We start from the raw sequence: 18325 nt of genomic DNA, 5'->3' as shown, positions 1-18325 counted from the left end.
GCGCGGCATGGGAGGGCTATGCCGCGCGATTCTTCAGTGGTCACCGAAGTCGTAGTTCATCTCCGGAACCGGGGCCTGCAGATAATAGCCCTGGATGTAGTTCACCCCAGCCTGCCACAGGGTTGCAAGCACGCTGGCGTTCTCGACCAGAGGCACGATGGTCAGCTTGCCTGCACTCTGCAGGCTCTTGACCATTTCCTTGACCTCTTCCTTGGCGTCGTCCTTCTTCTGAAGTTCTTCAGTAAAGGAACCGTCGATCTTCACGTAATCCACGTCGATATGCTTCAGGGTATTGAACGGATTCAGAGCGCACCCGAACTGGCAGATCGAGACCTTGCAGTGCAGCTCGTGAACCGCCTTGGCAAACTCTTTGGCCTGTTTCATGTAGTTGTTGGCATCACCTTCGCGTATCTGGAAGATCAGTGAGTCGCCCGGCAGGCGAGCTGCCTTCAGGGCCACACTCAGCCAGGGGGTAAAGGTTTTGTCTTCCAGGGTCTCTGCCGTCACGTTCAGGAACAGGCGGGTATCGTGCCCGCGCGATCGATGGCTGGAAAGCTGCTTGATGGTCTGCAGAATCACCCAGCGGTCAATCTTGATAGCCATCTCCGAGGGGCCAACGGGCGGCAGGAAGTCGTACGGTGAGACTTCCTCGTTGTCCTTGTTCAACATCCTGACGAAGGCCTCGTAGTGTTCTTCACCCTCGCCGCGTAGATTGATAATGGGTTGGAAAAGCAGCTTGAAGCGATTGTCATCCAGGGCTTTCTGGATGGCATCGACCGAGTTGCTTTCATCCATGGCCTCGTAATCTGCCGGGTTGTACACCAGAACGCCGTTGCCCTGCTCATGGCCCGGCTTTTTCTTCAGCTCCGATGAGGCGGTGTGGGCCCGGCCCATCAGGTCCGGTGCCTTGGGTGCATTCTCGGTAATCGCGGCAACGCCGATGCTGAGAGTCAGTTGTACCGTGCGGCCGTTGATGTCGAACAGATGGTCTTCGACCTTCTTGCGAATGGCTTCACATTGCTCCGCCATGATTTTCTCTTCGCACGGTTGGCACAGCAGGCAGAAGGCGTCGTCGCTGAGGCGGGCGAGGACCATATTCTCAGGCGCCTGCTCCTTCAGCAGGGTAGCCAGGTCGCCAAGCATCAGGTCGGCGCCGGCAATGCCCACCTGGCCTTTCAGGCTCATGAAGTTGTCCAGGGCGATATAGGCCAGTGCACCAGTCTTGTTGTCCTTGCCAGCCGTCGCAATCGTTTGGCCCAAGGCATCCATCAGGTATTGACGGTTGAACAGGCCGGTTAGCAGGTCCTGGCTGCTGATCTGACGAATCTTCTCTTCCAGCTCCGCGTCGCTGTGCTCTGGCTGGATCACGATCTGGGTGCAGGTCTCACCATCATACGTCGCTGCGGATACCGACATGGTGACGCTGAGTTCCTGGTCGTCACTGCGGCGGGCGACGCAGTTCATGGTCATGCCATCCTCACCACTATCGGCGAAGGATTTCATGAACTCCTTGTATTTTTCCTGGCTTTCCGGTGTCAGGGTGTCGAGCACAGGGATGCAGATCAGGTCGTCGATGTCGTCGTAGCCCAGGAACTCCATGTACGATTGGTTGGCGTAGATGTGCATGCCATCGTTAATGTAAGCGATGGCGTCCTTGGAACTTTCCAGCAGAAGCTGGCAGCGTTGTTCAGATTCCCGTAGGTGGGATTCGAGAGTCCTGCGACGCCGCCGATCCTCCAGGGCGCTCAGCTCCCGGTTAACCACCAGCACCAACTGATCCGTGTTCTCGAACGGAACCGTGTCCTGTCCACCGGCTTTCATAATGGAGACTGTGCGCTCGCGATTGAATTCGCCGGTCAGGAGAACGAACGGAATGTCCTTGTCCAAGCGCCGAATCATCGCCAGGGCGCCATCTGCGCCGAACTCCTGTTCAACATCGTCGCGCGCTAAAAGCAGGTCCCAGTTACCCGTTTTCAGGGTTTCTTCAAGGTCTTCCTCGGACGTGATGCGATGGGCTCGCGTGGCTTTGCCCGAGTTTCGGAGCAGGCTGACCAGGGTCTCGGCGTCGTTCTGGGACGGATCAAGGATGAGCAGGTGTACGGTTGCGTTCTTTTTCTGCATTTCGTCAGATGTCTCGTGATACACGTTGGCTGTGCCGACACCTGTCGTAGAACTCAGAGCACGGGGCCGGCTTTCACTAACGCTGAATGATGCAGGGGTTACCGGTTAATAACAACCCTTCGGGCGGGTTCATAAGCGTCCGTTCACAGTAACGGTGCGCTATAGCGAGGGCCATAGTGAGTCGAACTCGTCTTCACTGGTGCCTGCCTCCGGCGGATTGCCGCCGGCTGGCGTTACACTGGCGCTCTGAAGCTTGAGTTCAAACTGACTGACACTGCCGGTCGCTGAAATCTTGCGGGACAGTGTGCCCTGATCTTCCCGACCGTCATGAAGCAATGAAATCCGGCTGCCGGACTGGAACGGAAGTCGCGGTGTGATTAGGGTTGCTGCCTGGTTAACGACGCTGATTTCCGGTAGCAAGAGGCCGCGCAGGTACTCGCTGCTGTTGCCAATTTTCTGAATCAGTCTTACGCCGCATGGCGCCGCACTGGGGGCCAAAAGCTCAATGCCAACCTGTGTGCCCTGGTTGCGAACCTGTCTTATCCAGCGCACAACCGCTACGCTCCAAGGGTGGTTTGACTGCTCGCGGACGCCGAGAACCTCGCCCGCCTGAAGGGAGGAGGGGACGTTGGTCTCCCACGCGGCGCAGTATCCGCCGGGACTGGTGTTCACCAGCAGTGCATGGTGGCGCTTGGGTTTTCTTCGATCACTTTCACTGTCTGGTGTGGCGCCAATACTGTTACGGAAGTTGATTGGCGTATCTGCCGATTGCAATGGCTCGTCGTTGGGCCCGGCGTCATGGGCGCCGGCCCAGGCATCCTGTTTCTGCCGGGACGAGCGCAGGAACATGTTGTCGTCGCCGTTCTGGTTGTCGTTGCCGCTGACAAATTCGTTGAACGTTTTTTCGCCGGCCACGTAATAATGGGTTGCGGTCAGGCCTACGCATATCTCGAGCGTGCCCTGACTGGCAATGCGATTGAAGTTGCGCTTGGCAAGGATGCCGAGCGCCTGGCTCAGGTGAGTCAGAAGTGTGTCGCCAATGCGGGAGGGCAGCTCAAGTTCGCTGGATCCACCATCCCGTTTGTTGCGGGCGTGCAAGGCGTCCGTGATCTGTTCTGATAATTCCCGAGTGTCGAAGTTGTAGCAGTCGTTACCCGGCTTTTGTTCCAGCAGGCTGCGGTAGACCGGCGAGGTGTCCCGCTCCATGTTTACCACGAACAGGCTGTCGTTATCGGTTTCGGGCCCGCAGGAAACCAGGTGGGTCCAGTTCTCGAACAGCTCGTAAACCTGCGCCAACTCGCCTTGCCGGAGTTGATTGGGGCGGGCGCAGCCTAGCAGCAGGATGCGTTTGTAGCAGTCTTCCACGGAGCTTCCACGGCGATGGGTCAGAGTATCGTCGTCGACGGACAGCCCCTGAATCTTGTTGCGATGGGCGAATCGGAAAAGTCGATGACATTCCAGCCAACTTTGCGCAGGGCTTGGGCAATACAGTTGATGGGCCCTTACGATCGTAGCTGCCAACTCTGAGATGGCGCGGTGAATCGCTGTCGAGACCGCCTTACGATTTTTGTCCAGGCCGCCGTTGTCCAGGAACTCAAGCACGCACAGTTTGTAGCCGCTGGCGGCATGGAGCTGGAGGGCTTGGGACAGATTGGCAACCTTGCGCTGCTTTTCCGGTAGTGCGACGGCCAAGCCAAGGTAGTGGCGAGACAGTTCGGAGCAGACGAAGTGAATCTTCGGGCGAATCAGTTCCAGCAGTTGCAGCCGCTGCTGAGGCGCGATAAACAGATGATTGAGCTCAATGATGGCGTGATAGAGCTGCCGGGAAGCTTCCCCAATATTCGCCATTGGTAACTGGTTTACCCAGTCCCTGAAGGCTTTGGGGGAAGTCTGGCAAAAAGAGAGACTTGCCGTCTTCTGTTCAGGAACGCGGAGATCGGGCTTCAGAATCATGCCTTCCATGCTATCACGCCAATTGTCTGGACCACGGTAGGTACTCCGGGTTGCACCACGAACTACAGGCGTATCTTGGTAACGCCTGCGTGTTTTAATCGGAAAACGCCGCGAATATCGGTTTTTATTGTTATCGCTTTCTGCACTGTAAAATAGCAAACGCACAACAAAAAGCGAGAAAAGCACGAGTTGACAATGTTTAACAAGTAAAATTGGGCCAACATTGCCAAATGGGTCACGCAAACAGGTCTAATGGTGTTTTCCCGGGCTGGCCCGGAATCTCCCTGACAAGCCTGGGTACCAGGAAACCTGGCAGCACTGTAATCAGTTGCCGTACCAGGTCCCGAGCCTTGTCGTCACTAACTTCGAAGTGGTGGGCGCCGGCCACTGGGTCGAAGGCATGGAGGTAATAGGGCAGTACACCGCACTCGAACAATCGCTCGCTGAGTTCCGCCAGCACTCTGGCGTTGTCGTTCACGCCTTTCAATATCACGCTCTGGTTCAGCAATGTGACGCCTGCAGCTTTCAGTCGCCCGAGGGCCTGTTGCGTGTCGGCATCCAGTTCGGCGGGATGATTGACATGGATGACGACGACAGACTGCAGGCGTGAGCCCGAGAGCCACGCGATCAGCGAATCAGACACCCTCTGGGGGATGACGACGGGCAGTCGGGTATGGACTCTCAGTCTGCGGATGTGTGGGATGGCTGCCAATGCCTCGGCCCAGGCCGACAGCAGCCGGTCATTCGCCACCAGCGGGTCGCCCCCGCTGAAAATCACTTCGTTTATGCGAGTATCGTCGGAGAGGGCCTTGAGGGCCTGCGACCGGTCCTCCGGCGACAGTCGGTGGTCCTCGTAGGGGAAGTGGCGGCGGAAGCAGTAGCGACAGTTGATGGCGCATTGCCCGGTCACCATTAACAGGGCGCGGCTATCGTACTTGCGAATCAGCCCGGTCGCTGGCATCGAGCCACTTTCCTGAAGTGGGTCGGAGACAAACCCGGGATAGGTGTCTGCTTCGGACGATAAAGGCAGCACCTGACGTAGCAGGGGGTCGTCGGGATCGCCCCTCGTGATTCGATTCAGATAGGGTTCGGGTACCCGTATGGGGAACAATCGGTGGCCTTCGTTCGCACCATGGAGCCAAGCTGCCGGGTCAAGGTCAAGCCGGCGCAGGAGGGCATCCGGCGTAGTGACGGACTCCGAGAGCAGTCGCTGCCAGCTGTGATCAGCGTGATCGACGGGGCGGGCTTCTATACGGGTGGCGGTTCGCTGTATCATAGCCAGCTTCGAATTTCCAAAAGCATCGTTTCAGGTGATAATTTCATGGCTTCATATTCTACCAACGAATTCCGTGGCGGTCTTAAGGTTTTGCTGGACGGCGACCCCTGCATCATTCTCGAGAACGAATTCGTAAAGCCCGGCAAAGGGCAGGCATTCAACCGGGTAAAACTGCGTAACCTGATGACCAACCGGCAGTGGGAACGCACTTTCAAATCCGGCGAGAGCCTGGAAGCTGCTGACGTGATCGATCTGGAAATGGAGTACCTGTATACCGATGGCGAATTCTGGCACTTCATGAAAACCGACGGGTCTTTCGAGCAGTTTCCGGCGGATGCCAAGGCGGTTGGTGACTCGCTTAAATGGCTGAAAGAGCAGGATGTTTATACCGTAACACTCTATAACGGCGCGCCTCTGACAGTCTCCCCGCCCAACTTTGTCGAGTTGGAAGTGGTGGACACGGATCCGGGTATGAAAGGCGACACCGCCCAGGGGGGCTCCAAGCCGGCGACGCTTTCCACGGGTGCCGTTGTCAACGTGCCACTATTTATCACCATTGGTGAAGTGCTCAAGGTGGACACTCGCTCCGGTGAATACGTCAACCGGGTCAAAAACAGCTGATTGGAGCCCTGGTGACTGACTCCCTTCAGTGGCGGCCCTCGGCTTCACAGGTGGCTCTTAAAAGCCGCGCACAACAGCTTGCCTGGGTGCGTGGCTTTTTTGCGCAACGTGATGTGATGGAAGTCGAGACGCCCGTACTTGGCCGGCACGGTGTTACTGATATCAATATTGACAGTATCTCCGCGAATCCCGCCTCGATCGGAGTCCGCCCAGCGGGCGGGTGGCTGCAGACATCCCCGGAATATCACATGAAACGGATGCTGGCGGCTGGATCCGGCCCTATTTATCAGATCGCCCGGGTGTTTCGCGACGGTGAGTTCGGGCGGCGACACAACCCTGAGTTTTCCCTGCTTGAATGGTACCGGCCCGGTTTTACGGATGTCGATCTGATGGAAGAGGTCTCCGAGTTGGTTTGTGGCTGGCTGGGTTGTGAGCCGCCACGCACCATGGATTATCGCGATGCGTTTGTCCGGTTCGCGGGTATTGATCCGTTTTTGGCCGGTAATGACGAGTTGTCAGAGCGTTGCGAACAATGGATGGAGCCATCCCAGCTGGATGGCCTCTCTCGTGACGATTATCTGGATCTGCTGATGAGCTCTCAGGTGGAGCCGGCACTGGCGGGCGTTGGGCCGGTATTCGTGACCGGTTATCCGGAGTCCCAGGCTGCACTGGCCCGTGTGTCTGAACGGTCCGGGGTGCGGCAGGCTCATCGTTTCGAGCTCTACGTGGGCGGTGTGGAGCTGTGCAATGGCTACTGGGAACTGACCGATCCCGACGAGCAGAGGCGTCGGTTTGAGGCGGACAACCAGGCTCGCCGCAGAGTGGGAAAGCCCGAGATGCCCATCGACCAGTCGTTCATGGCGGCCCTGGAGTCGGGGGTGCCCGATTGTTCCGGAGTGGCCTTGGGCCTGGACCGCCTGTTGATGCTGAAGTTGGGGCTTGATGAGTTGCCCGGCGTTATTGCGTTCCCGGCTGACCGGTGTTGATGTCGCCGAAAGCTTCACCCATACGCACCGTACCGCCTGCTACCTGATTGGCGTTCCATTTCACAGCGCCCTTGGGCATAACCATGATCACCGTTGAGCCCAGGCGGAACCGTCCCATTTCCTCGCCTTTTTCAAACTGGATGGGTGTTTTGAGGCTGTCATAGCGACTCTCGGAAACCTCACCCCCGCCGGGTGCCACGACGCCAGCCCAGGTCGTCTCGACACTGCCCACGATCATTGCGCCGACCAGCACGAGGGCCATTGGGCCTGCCGGGGTGTCGAATAGACAGGCAACCCGCTCATTCCGGGCGAACAGGTTGGGCACGTTCTCCGCGGTGGTCGGGTTGACGGAAAACAGCTTGCCGGGAACGTACACCATTTCCCGGAGCGTGCCGGCCAGCGGCATATGAATGCGGTGATAGTCCTTAGGGGAGAGGTAGATGGTGGCGAATTCGCCATCGGTAAAGCTTGCCGCCCGCTCCTCATCGCCACCGAGCAGTTCGTTGAGGCTGAAGGACTGGCCCTTGGCCTGGAATACCCGATCATTGCTGACTTGACCCAGTTGGCTGATGGCGCCGTCAACGGGACTGACCAGAGTGCTTTCTCGCTCGTTCACGGGCCTCAGGCCGGGTTTCAGGGCGCGGGTAAAAAAGGCGTTGAAGCTTGCATAGGCCGCCGGGTCCGGTTCCAGCGCTTCGTTCATATTGACGCCATAGCGGCCGATGAACCACTTCACCACACGATCCTTTAGCCCGGGCATGCTTTCATTGTCCGCAAGTCGGCCCGCAAGGCGTGAAACCGCGAGTTGCGGCGTTATGTACTGGCTCATTACAAACAGCTTGTCGAACATTGGAAAGTGATCCTTGGCGCTCAAAGGCGCGAAGTTTAACAAATCGCGGGGTGTGTATAGAAATTGTTTCATATCTTCGCGGTTCGGTCCGCTGCTTGCTATTATCTGTGCAGGCCGGCCAGGCGGCTCCGCTTCAGGCGCCTAGCCTGACAGAAATCATAGAAGGTGTGTTCTCAATCCATGCTACTCATAATCGGTGCAGTCATTGTCATTGCCAGCGTCCTCGGCGGCTATGTCCTCCATGGTGGTAATCTTCTGGTGTTATGGCAGCCCACGGAAATACTTATTATCGGCGGCGCTGCAGTGGGGTCGTTCATCATTGCCAACCCCCTGCACACCATCAAGGAAGTGGCGAAAGGTGTCCTCAGCCAACTGACGGGTTCTCCCTACAACAAGTCCTTTTACATGGATTTGCTCAGCCTGATGTACGAGATTTTCGACAAATCCAGGAAACAGGGTGTGATGGCCATCGAGGAAGACATCGACAATCCGGAGTCAAGCCAGATCTTCAGCCGTTACCCCGCCATTATTAAGTCGAAGTACCTGCTGGCCTTTATCACCGACTACCTGAGAATTATCAGTTCCGGGAACATGGCAACCCATGAGCTCGAAGGCATGATGGAAAATGAGATCGAGAGTCGTCAGCACGAACTTGAAGAGCCAGCCCACGCTGTCAACAAGATAGCCGATGCTCTGCCGGGCCTCGGGATTGTCGCAGCCGTGCTCGGTATTGTTATCACCATGAACTTCCTGAGTGAGGGCCCTGAAAGAATTGGCCTCAGCGTGGCGGCGGCGCTGGTGGGAACGTTCCTCGGAATCTGGATGGGGTATGGCTTCGTTGGCCCCACCTCCATTGCCATGGAGCACACCGCCAAATACGAGATCAAGGCCTACGAATGCGCCAAATCCGCAATCGTTGCCACCGTGTCGGGCCAGGCGCCGCAGATGGCCATCGAGTTCGGCCGCAAGGCCCTGCCGTCGGATAAGCGGCCCGGGTTTCAGGAACTCAACGACCACGTGCGTTCAAAATAGTCTGAGCAAGAGCCGTCAGGAGCAGTTTCTTGGAAGAACAGCCAATCATCGTAAAGAGAAAAAAGAAAGTTGCGGCTGGGCACCACGGCGGTTCATGGAAAGTGGCTTTCGCCGATTTCGCTACCGCCATGATGGCGTTTTTTCTCGTGCTCTGGCTGACCGCAACGGCGTCTCCTGAACAGATTCGTGCTGTGGAAGGTTACTTCAAGGACCCGGTCGGGTTTACTGAGGGTGGGTCTCCCAATCCGGTGGATCTTGAGGGCAGTGCCTCGGTGATCAACGAAAGCAGCGAGGACATCGAGCGCAGCGATATCCAGATCGAAGACCAGGTTGTGGAGGAGCTGGCGCAGACTCTGGAGCAGCGGCAGATGGAGGAGCTCTTTCAGGACCTTCAGGACCGTATAGAGCAGAGCGAAACCCTTCAGGAGTTCAAAGATCAGCTGCTGATCGATATCACCAGCGAGGGCCTGCGTATTCAGATCGTCGACCGCTCACAGCGCCCCATGTTTGACAGTGGTCGGGCCGAGCTCAAGTATTATTCTCAAGATATCCTGTTTGAGCTTGCCAAGACACTCGGCACCGTCAACAACAAACTGAGCATTACCGGCCATACCGACTCCACGCCCTTCAGCGGTCGCCCGGGTTACACCAACTGGGAATTGTCGGCGGACCGGGCCAACACGGCTCGCAGAGCGCTCGTTGCAGGCGGTGTCAGGCAGGAGCAAATTGGCCGGGTTGTGGGGCTGAGCGATTCGGTGCTGTTTGATCAGGACGATCCTCAGGCGCCGGTTAATCGTCGTATTTCCATTATCGTGATGAACAAAAAGACAGCGGCTGGCATCCAGAGCAATGCCAGTCGATCGGGTGAGCCCTTGATTGACCTGACTGCCCCCTCTGAAGAGCAGCAGCAGGAGGCAATGAAACGGCTGGAAGAAGGCAGCTGGGCGGAAGAGAAGGAAGAACCCAAGCCCGGAGAGCTGAACTGGTAAGCCGGTTCAGTCGGCTTTCAGTCCCCGTGACTGCTGTTCCGCCATATCCTGAAGAATCCGGTTGAAGCTTTTCAGTCGCTCCGTGCTGATGCGACCATCCTCGGCAGCCTGCGCAATGGCACAGCCGGGGTCACCCATATGGCTGCAATTGCGGAACTTGCAGTGACCGATCAGGTCTCGTATCTCCCGGAAGCCGTACTCGATCTCTTGTGGTGTCATGTGCCACAGCCCGAACTCCCGGATACCCGGCGAATCGATGAGGTCGCCTCCGCAGTTGAGGTGAAAAAGTTTGGCGGTCGTGGTGGTGTGAACCCCTTTCCCGGTGCTCTCCGAGACCGCGCCTACCCGGATCGATGCTTCCGGCAATAACGTCTGGATAATGGACGATTTGCCAACTCCCGATTGACCCACGAATACGCTAGTCTGACCTTTTACCAGGTCTTCAACCCTAACCGCCTGCTCACCCTCCAGGGTTTTTGCGGAGGTGCGTTCTATTCGATATCCGAGCTTTTCGTAGCGAGCCAGAAGTTGGTCGATTGCTTCCCGATTCTGGTCAGTCACCAGGTCGGTCTTGTTGAGCAGGATGATGACCGGAATGTCTGTGCTCTCGGCCGCCACCAGATAACGATCAATCAGGTTGTCGTGGGGTTCCGGTTCGGGGGCGATCACAAGGATGATGTAGTCAATATTGGCAGCGACGGGCTTGAGTGCGCCGAAGTTGTCGGGCCGTTGCAGTAGGGTGTGACGGTCGCAACGCGCCACAATGACGCCGGTATTGTCGCTGCCTGGGCGCCAGATCACCTTGTCACCGGTTACCAGGCTGTCGATGTTCGCTCTCACGAAGCAACGCAGCACCTTGCCGGTGTCTTCCCCCTCCAGGGCTTCCACGTCGAGTTGCTGGCCGTAGTGAGCGATAACAAGGCCTTGTTGCTCCGGGCCGAGATCACCAGCGTCCAGCTTTTCGCTGATGGATTCTTCTTTCTTCGCCGCCCGTGCAGCCCGCTCCTGCTGAATTTTCTTGATGCGCCACTGCTGCTGCTTGTTGAGTCGACGTTTAGCCATATCGTGGGTCGGTTAATTCCTGCTGGGAAATGGTGATTGCTGTAACATCATACGTGAATGATTTCGTCAGAGCCTGTTTGTTCTGTCGGGATTGGCCGATATATTACCAATATTACGAGGGTGGCCGGTCACTGCTTCCCGGGAGCGTCTGAAACCAGGGATGGTTTCAGTCGAGCGCACATGGATGTGCTTGTAGCGTATCCCGGGAAGCAGTGACCGGCCACCCATGCACGCATTGGAAGGCTGGGAGTCACCGAATGCCAGAAGCCAACTACCTTGTCTGGATTGACCTGGAAATGACGGGGTTAGACCCGGAAAAAGAGCGCATCATCGAGATAGCAACCATCGTTACGGATTCTGAATTGAACACGATTGAAGAAGGGCCGGTGATTGCCGTTCACCAATCAGACAAACTGCTCAGTGAAATGGACGAGTGGTGCACGCGGACCCATGGCGAAAGCGGACTGACCCAGCGGGTAAAGGACAGTAAGTACGGCGAGATCGATGCCGAACAGAAAACCCTGGAATTCCTGCAGCGGTATCTCGAGCCGGGGCAGTCACCATTATGTGGCAACAGCATCGGCCAGGATCGTCGTTTCCTGGTGAAGTACATGCCGGAACTGGAAGCCTTCTTTCACTACCGTAACCTGGATGTGAGTACCATCAAGGAGCTGGCCAGGCGCTGGCGGCCGGATGTGCTGGACGGGGTGAAGAAGAAAGGCAGTCACCTGGCGTTGGACGACATTCGCGACTCCATAGAGGAGCTGCGGCATTATCGGGAACACTTCTTCCAACTGTAGGCTGCGGCGCTTTCAAGCTATAGGCCGTGCCTGCGAAGGGCCCAGTGCACATGCTCCCGAACCATCTCTGACGGAAAGTCAGCCCGCTGTTTTAGGGCTTCGATCACTGGGATGGTTGAAGGCGCATTGCCAAGGCCCACCGCCAGGTTTCTCAGCCATCCCTCGTAACCGGTGCGGCGGATGGCGGAGCCTTCAGTGCGTTTGAGGAATTGTTCTTCCGTCCAGAGGAACAGCGTAGCCAATTCGCTGTTGTCCAGGCCATGGCGGGGCTGGAAGTCTTTTTCCGCCGTTGGCTTGCTGAACTTGTTCCAGGGGCAGACTAGTTGGCAATCGTCACAACCGAACACGCGGTTACCCATTTTGGGGCGCAGTTCTTCCGGAATGCTGCCCTTGAGTTCAATGGTGAGGTAGCTGATGCATTTGCGGGCATCGAGTTTGTGGGGGCCTTCAAAGGCATCTGTGGGGCAGATGTCCAGGCACGCGGCGCAACTGCCGCAATGTTCCTTTTCAAACGGTTCGTCCAGCGGTAATGGCGCGCTGGTAAAGATTTCTCCGAGGAAGAAAAACGACCCCGCTTTTGGATGAATCAGCATGTTGTTCTTGCCAATCCAGCCCAGGCCCGCGCGCTGGGCAAGGGCCCTTTCGAGCACAGGAGCGCTGTCTACGAACGCTCTGTAATCGTATCCCGATACTGCCTCGTCAATGCGTTTTGCCAGGGTCGCCAGTCGTTTGCGCATCAGCTTGTGATAGTCACGCCCAGTGGCATAGCGGGTAATGTAGGCCTTCTCGGGGTTAGTGAGTATTCGCCCCGGGTTATCGGGCGCAGGCAGGTAGTCCAGCCGCACGGAAATGACTCTTTGCGTTCCTTCCACCAGTGAGGTGGGGGTATAGCGTTTGTCGCCATGATCTTCCATATACGACATTTCGCCGTGAAAACCCTTGCGGAGCCAGTCCTTCAGGCGAGCTCCGTGAGCACCGGTGTCCGGGAGGGTAATGCCGACATCACTAAAGCCGAGTTCCCGGGCCCAGGATTGGATGTGTTCCGGCAGATGTTCGAGGTTTTGATCGATCGATTCGGTCATGGAGTGCCAGTCGAGTGGCAACCGGTTTTCCCGGCGGCCCGAAGGGTAATGAAGTTTAATTTGATTAAGTTATGACCTTTTCCGCTGTTTTGCTATTCTTTACAGGTATCTGGCCGATTTTCTTAATCCGAATTCTTTAGCGGGAGCCGATTTTCATGCCCCTGTCTGGTGGTCATAGTTTACCAGAAGACCTCTACTCCGCCGATGCGGTGAGGGAGATTGATCGCTATGTAATTGATCAACAAGGGGTTGACGGATTTGACCTGATGCAGGCCGCAGCCGCCGGTGCGTTTCGCAGGCTGGTACGCAACTGGCCTGAGCCGGGCCGGGTTCTGGTGCTGTGTGGCGCCGGCAACAATGGCGGTGACGGCTATTTGGTGGCGGCCAATGCCGTACGCCATGGTTTGGATGTGGACTGTATTGCCGTTGCGCCGACGGGAAAATTATCTGGTGATGCCCGCAAGGCCTGGCAAAAATCCGTGGCCGATGGGGTAAAAGTGCGGGAACTTGCGGATCTTGGTAGCGGCGATGCGCAGCGATCAATTGCCAGCGTCGGTTTAATCGTGGACGCCATGTTGGGAACCGGCGTAACAGGCGCTCCCAGGGAGCCCTTTGCGGCGATGATCGACGCGTGCAATGAGGCGCCTGCGCCCGTAATGGCGATTGATTTGCCGTCCGGCCTGAACGCAACAACTGGAGCGGTGGTCGGACAGGCGATACGGGCTGATGCAACAGTGACCTTTATTGGGCTCAAGGCCGGACTGTTTACGGGGCAGGGGGCTGAGTGTGGGGGTGACATCCTGTTCGAGTCCCTGGATACCGATGACTGGGCCTCCGAGAGCGGTCAGCAGCCTTTTGCTCGCCGGGTTGACTGGCGGTCGATTCGTTCGGTTATCCCCAGGCGATCAAGAACCGCGCATAAGGGTCGTTTCGGGCACGTGCTCGTGGTGGCCGGGGACCGGGGTTTTGGCGGTGCCGGCCTGTTGGCAGCCGAAGCAGCGGCAAGAGCCGGTGCCGGACTGGTTACGCTGGCCACGCGCCCGGAATACGTCTCACCGGCCCTCGCGCGCTGTCCATCGGTCATGGTGCAGGGGCTGATTCATGGTTCTGAACTGCCGCCGTTGATTGAAGCGGCGGATGTCATAGTCTGTGGTCCGGGCATCGGCCAGGGTGCCTGGGGGCAGCAGATGCTCCAGCAGGTGGTTGCGAGCGGTAAGCCGAGGGTGCTCGATGCAGATGCCCTCAACCTGATGGCCTCAAGGGTGGCGCAGCCGGCACACAATCATATCCTTACCCCGCATCCTGGAGAGGCGGCGCGGCTTCTGGCGTGTGATGTGGCGGAAATTGAAGAGGATCGTGTAGGCGCTGCCGGGCGAATCTCTCAGATGTTTGGCGGAGTTGTGCTACTTAAGGGGGCCGGAACGGTGGTGGCAGGCGGAGGTGCAGTGCCGGACGTTGTCAGCGGCAGTAACCCTGGCATGGCGACTGGTGGCATGGGGGATGTTCTTTCGGGCGTGCTGGGTAGTTTGTACGCTCAACTGAAGGATGCCCGTGTTGCAACCTCGGCAGGCGCTGCATTGCATCTGGCGGCTGCGGACCTGGCGTCGGAAACCCGCGGTTATATGGGGCTGTTGCCGATGGACGTTATTGAGGCCCTGTCACAGGTATTGGTGGATTCTGAGCGCTGGCCGGATCGTCGTTCGGTTGGCGGTGGTGGAGACGAATGATGGACGTTGCAGCGCAGGAGCTCTCGCTGTTCCTGAAGGATGAGGTGGCAACAGAAAACCTTGGAAGGGGGCTTGCTACCGTTGTGGTTCAGGCCGGACAGGGAGCCACTGTATTTCTCGAGGGCAACCTGGGTACGGGAAAGACGACCCTGAGCCGTGGAGTCATGCGTGGCCTTGGCCATGACGGGGCTGTTAAAAGTCCGACCTACACCATTGTGGAGCCGTATGAGCACCTGAGCCCTCCCGCTTACCACTTCGACCTATACAGATTGGGTGATCCGGAGGAGCTGGAGTACATGGGTATACGTGATTACTTTCAGGGCCAGAGCCTTTGTTTGATTGAGTGGCCCGAGCGGGGTCAGGGAATCCTTCCGGATCCTGACCTTTGGATACGCTTGAGTGTCAGTGGAGATGGGCGTAAAGCGCTTGTCTCGGCGGCAACGGCTGTGGGTGTGGGGCTGCAGGCCAGGCTTGCGGCAATACCGTTGTCGAGTGTTCGAGGTTAATTATGTGTGATCAGTGCAGGTGGGCAGGAAAATGATGGCAAGAATGTTCTCCAGATGGTGCCTGGCCGGTAGTGTAATGCTGACTCTGTTGTTTCCTATGGCGGCAATGGCGGGCGTTAACGTGGAAGGCGTGAGGATCTGGCCCGCGCCGGACCATACCCGGCTGGTGCTGGATGTTGCCGACAAGATTGATCACAAGGTGTTTGCCCTTTCCGGGCCTTCGCGCCTGGTGATTGACCTTGAGAACACGACGCTCAAGGCCGATTTTGACAAGCTCGATCTCTCGGGCAGTCCCGTAAAGCGTATCCGCAGCGCCCCGCGCAACGGTAATGATCTTCGGGTAGTGCTCGATCTGAAGAGTGACATCAAGCCGCGCAGCTTTCAGCTCGAACCCAATCAGCAGTACGGTCACCGGTTGGTCGTTGACCTGATTGACGAAGGTGGTCTGAAGGCTCGAAAGCCTTCGGAGCCAACCGTCACCGAAAACGCCAACGGCAAGCGGGATATTATCGTGGTGGTTGATGCCGGCCACGGCGGCGAAGACCCGGGAGCAATCGGCCCCCGGGGCACCCGAGAAAAGGACGTGGTGTTGAGAATGTCGAAAACCCTGGCGGAATTGATCGACGCCAAGCCGGGTTATACCGCCAAGCTAACCCGTACCGGTGACTACTACATCGATTTGCGTAGCCGCACACTGCTGGCCCGGAAGCACAACGCCGACCTGTTTGTGTCGGTCCACGCCGATGCCTTTCGCACGCCTCAGCCCCGTGGTGCTTCGGTGTTTGCGTTGTCACAGCGGGGTGCCACCAGTGAAACCGCCCGCTGGCTGGCCAAAACCGAGAACCGCTCTGACCTGATCGGGGGTGCCGGTGGGGTGTCCCTTGATGGTCGAGATGACATGCTGGCGGGTGTGCTGCTGGACCTCTCCATGACCGCCAGTATCAATTCCAGCCTCGGTGTCGGGGACTCTATCCTCGGCAGGCTTGGCAGTGTCGCCAAGCTTCACAAGAAAGGCGTTGAGCAGGCTGCGTTTGCGGTGCTGAAATCACCGGATATTCCATCGGTTCTCGTTGAGGCGGGATTCATCTCGAACCCGAAGGAAGAGCAGAACCTTTCCAGTGCCTGGTATCGTGAAAAACTGTCCCAGGCGGTGTTTCGGGGTATCGATGACTACTTCCAGAAAACGCCCCCGCCAGGCACGTTGCTGGCGTGGCAGAAGCAGAACGGCCGTGGCGATGGCAGTGTCAGTCAGTACCGGATTCGCCGGGGGGATACGCTCTCAGGTGTCGCTCGGGAGAACCAGACAACCGTCAGCGAACTGATGCAGTATAACGGCCTCAATGATGACCGTGTTATGGTAGGGCAAACCATTCGTATTCCTGCATCCTGACACGAGGTCCCCTGGTAACATGCCCTCCATTCGATTACTGACGCCCCGCCTGGCCAACCAGATTGCTGCCGGTGAGGTGGTTGAGCGCCCGGCTTCGGTCGTGAAAGAGCTGGTAGAAAATGCGCTCGATGCCGGTGCCCGCCGGGTCGATATCGAGGTGGAGCAGGGGGGTGTCAAGCTGATCCGGGTACGTGACGACGGCATGGGCATAGACGAGACGGACCTTCCCCTTGCGCTCAGCCGTCATGCCACCAGCAAGATTGAAAATCTCGAAGACCTCGAAGCAGTGGCGTCCCTTGGTTTCCGGGGGGAGGCCCTGGCCAGTATCAGTTCCGTTTCCAGGCTGGCACTGACATCACGCACAGAGCGCCAGGAGGCGGCCTCAAAGGTAGAAGTGGAAGGGCGCGACATGGACGCCAGTATTTCCCCGGCGGCCCATCCGGTGGGCACGACGGTGGAGGTCCGGGACCTGTTCTTTAACACGCCCGCCCGACGCAAGTTTCTCCGTACGGAGAAGACCGAGTTCAACCATGTTGAAGAATGCATTCGCCGCCAGGCCCTGAGCCGTTTCGACACCGGTTTTACGCTTCGACATAACCAGCGTGTGGTCCAGAGCCTCAGGCCGGCTGAGAATCCGCTGGACCGGGAGCGGCGGATTGGCTCTCTATGCGGTCAGCAGTTTATCGACAACGCCGTGGTGATTGATGCTGAGGCTACGGGATTGAAACTTTGGGGTTGGGTTGCCCTGCCGACCTTTTCCCGCAGTCAGGCGGATTTGCAGTACTTTTTTGTCAACGGGCGGGTGATACGGGACCGGCTGGTAGCGCATGCCGTGCGCCAGGCTTATCGGGATGTGCTTTACAACAACCGTCACCCGGCGTTCGTGTTGTATCTGGAGGTTGATCCCGCGAACGTGGACGTGAATGTTCACCCCACCAAGCACGAAGTGCGTTTCCGCGATGGGCGCCTGGTTCACGATTTTATTTTCCGGACGCTTCACAAGGCGCTGGCAGATGTACGCCCGGATGATCATCTCAAGGGAGCGGTAGCCCAGTCCCACGGTCGGGAGGCCGGTACGGCAACCGGTGGTTTTGGCGTTCAGGCTGCCATGCCGGGTGTCAATCACCAGCCCGCCTCCGATCCGTTTACAGGTTCCGGCGGCAGCCCGCAGCATGCCGGGTTCTCAGGGAGCCCGAGGCCCCCGCAGCCTGAATGGCAGGCCCGCGATCAAATGGCGTTCTACCAGTCCCTGAACGGGGGCGGTGGAACCGGGGCGCAGCCCGCGATGGCTGACTCCGGTGATCTGGCCGTTGCGGCGCCTACGCCACCGCAGGACAGCGGTGATGAGCCGCCGCTTGGCTACGCCATTGCCCAACTGCACGGAATTTATATCCTGGCCCAGAGCCGTCAGGGCATGATCGTGGTGGATATGCACGCGGCCCATGAACGTATTACCTATGAGCGTATGAAGCGTGCGCTGGAGGCGCAGGACCTCAAGAGTCAGCCGCTGCTGGTGCCCGTTTCCCTGGCTGTCAGCCAGAAAGAGGCGGCATTGGCGGAGACTCATGGTGAAGAGCTTTTGCAGTTGGGATTGAGGGTGGAGCGCATTGGCCCCGAAACTCTCGCTGTGCGGCAGGTGCCTGCGCTGTTGCGGGGGGCGGACACCGAGCAATTGGTTCGGGATGTGCTGTCTGACCTGATTGAGAACGGCGAAAGCGACCGTGTGGAGGCGGTGATACATGAGTTGCTTGGTACCATGGCATGTCATGGTTCCGTGCGTGCCAATCGGCAACTGACCATTCCGGAAATGAATACCCTGTTGCGGGACATGGAGGCCACCGAGCGCAGTGGTCAGTGCAACCATGGTCGGCCCACCTGGACTGTGGTCACCCTCTCGGAGCTGGACAAATTATTCCTGCGCGGGCGTTAA

Annotated in this window: 15 protein-coding genes; 9 read left to right on the top strand and 6 right to left on the bottom strand. The window is 57.9% G+C overall.

Annotation, left to right across the window (positions count from 1 at the left end; genetic code table 11):
• Positions 1–33: 33 nt before the first annotated feature.
• The 3 genes from B3M52_RS02250 to epmB all read right to left on the bottom strand — a co-directional run bounded on the left by B3M52_RS02250 (position 34) and on the right by epmB (position 5350).
• Positions 34–2121: an EAL domain-containing response regulator gene (locus tag B3M52_RS02250; RefSeq protein ID WP_075196572.1), complete on the bottom strand. Its 2088-nt coding sequence runs from the start codon at positions 2119–2121 to the stop codon at positions 34–36.
• A gap of 159 nt (positions 2122–2280) precedes the next feature.
• The gene (locus B3M52_RS02245) at positions 2281–4083 is read right to left on the bottom strand and encodes a GTPase (RefSeq protein ID WP_075196541.1); all 1803 of its coding nucleotides are present in this window, start codon (positions 4081–4083) and stop codon (positions 2281–2283) included.
• Positions 4084–4309: 226 nt separating this feature from the next.
• On the bottom strand, positions 4310–5350 hold the full coding sequence (gene epmB / locus B3M52_RS02240) for an EF-P beta-lysylation protein EpmB (RefSeq protein WP_075196540.1): 1041 nt from the start codon (positions 5348–5350) through the stop codon (positions 4310–4312).
• Positions 5351–5395: 45 nt separating this feature from the next.
• On the opposite strand from epmB, the gene efp reads away from it, so the two are divergent.
• Positions 5396–5971 carry an elongation factor P gene (gene efp, locus B3M52_RS02235; protein ID WP_036209698.1) on the top strand — a complete coding sequence of 192 codons (576 nt, stop codon included), beginning with the start codon at positions 5396–5398 and terminating at the stop codon, positions 5969–5971.
• A gap of 11 nt (positions 5972–5982) precedes the next feature.
• On the top strand, positions 5983–6957 hold the full coding sequence (gene epmA, locus B3M52_RS02230) for an EF-P lysine aminoacylase EpmA (RefSeq protein ID WP_075196539.1): 975 nt from the start codon (positions 5983–5985) through the stop codon (positions 6955–6957).
• Here epmA and asd read toward each other — a convergent pair.
• Positions 6929–7807, bottom strand: a complete 879-nt coding sequence (gene asd / locus B3M52_RS02225) for an archaetidylserine decarboxylase (protein ID WP_075196538.1) — start codon at positions 7805–7807, stop codon at positions 6929–6931. The genes epmA and asd overlap by 29 nt on opposite strands.
• A 180-nt stretch (positions 7808–7987) precedes the next feature.
• On the opposite strand from asd, the gene motA reads away from it, so the two are divergent.
• The gene (motA, locus tag B3M52_RS02220; protein WP_075196537.1) at positions 7988–8839 is read left to right on the top strand and encodes a flagellar motor stator protein MotA; all 852 of its coding nucleotides are present in this window, start codon (positions 7988–7990) and stop codon (positions 8837–8839) included.
• A 29-nt stretch (positions 8840–8868) separates the two neighbouring features.
• The gene (gene motB / locus B3M52_RS02215; protein WP_075196536.1) at positions 8869–9828 is read left to right on the top strand and encodes a flagellar motor protein MotB; all 960 of its coding nucleotides are present in this window, start codon (positions 8869–8871) and stop codon (positions 9826–9828) included.
• A gap of 6 nt (positions 9829–9834) precedes the next feature.
• On the opposite strand, the gene rsgA is transcribed toward motB, so the two are convergent.
• Positions 9835–10890, bottom strand: a complete 1056-nt coding sequence (gene rsgA / locus B3M52_RS02210) for a small ribosomal subunit biogenesis GTPase RsgA (RefSeq protein ID WP_075196535.1) — start codon at positions 10888–10890, stop codon at positions 9835–9837.
• Positions 10891–11147: 257 nt separating this feature from the next.
• Here rsgA and orn point away from each other — a divergent pair, with 257 nt between their 5' ends.
• The gene (gene orn / locus B3M52_RS02205) at positions 11148–11690 is read left to right on the top strand and encodes an oligoribonuclease (protein WP_036209714.1); all 543 of its coding nucleotides are present in this window, start codon (positions 11148–11150) and stop codon (positions 11688–11690) included.
• Between the two features lie 17 nt (positions 11691–11707).
• Here the strand turns inward: orn and queG are convergent, their stop codons facing one another.
• The gene (queG, locus tag B3M52_RS02200; protein ID WP_036209717.1) at positions 11708–12772 is read right to left on the bottom strand and encodes a tRNA epoxyqueuosine(34) reductase QueG; all 1065 of its coding nucleotides are present in this window, start codon (positions 12770–12772) and stop codon (positions 11708–11710) included.
• A gap of 155 nt (positions 12773–12927) precedes the next feature.
• On the opposite strand from queG, the gene B3M52_RS02195 reads away from it, so the two are divergent.
• The 4 genes from B3M52_RS02195 to mutL are packed head-to-tail and all read left to right on the top strand — an operon-like array spanning position 12928 to position 18325.
• A complete protein-coding gene (locus B3M52_RS02195) occupies positions 12928–14499 on the top strand; it encodes a bifunctional ADP-dependent NAD(P)H-hydrate dehydratase/NAD(P)H-hydrate epimerase (RefSeq protein ID WP_075196534.1) in 1572 nt (523 codons plus the stop codon).
• A complete protein-coding gene (tsaE, locus tag B3M52_RS02190) occupies positions 14499–15005 on the top strand; it encodes a tRNA (adenosine(37)-N6)-threonylcarbamoyltransferase complex ATPase subunit type 1 TsaE (protein ID WP_075196533.1) in 507 nt (168 codons plus the stop codon). The genes B3M52_RS02195 and tsaE overlap by 1 nt, the downstream gene beginning before the upstream one ends.
• A 34-nt stretch (positions 15006–15039) precedes the next feature.
• Positions 15040–16395 (top strand): N-acetylmuramoyl-L-alanine amidase, encoded by a 1356-nt coding sequence (locus B3M52_RS02185; RefSeq protein ID WP_041332406.1) that lies wholly within the window; start codon positions 15040–15042, stop codon positions 16393–16395.
• Positions 16396–16414: 19 nt separating this feature from the next.
• Positions 16415–18325: a DNA mismatch repair endonuclease MutL gene (mutL, locus tag B3M52_RS02180; RefSeq protein ID WP_075196532.1), complete on the top strand. Its 1911-nt coding sequence runs from the start codon at positions 16415–16417 to the stop codon at positions 18323–18325.

The sequence above is a fragment of the Marinobacter sp. UBA2688 genome (assembly GCF_002352785.1).
Classification (GTDB): domain Bacteria; phylum Pseudomonadota; class Gammaproteobacteria; order Pseudomonadales; family Oleiphilaceae; genus Marinobacter; species Marinobacter salarius.
Note: the sequence above shows the minus strand (reverse complement) of the source record. Positions and strands in the feature narration are given on the sequence as shown.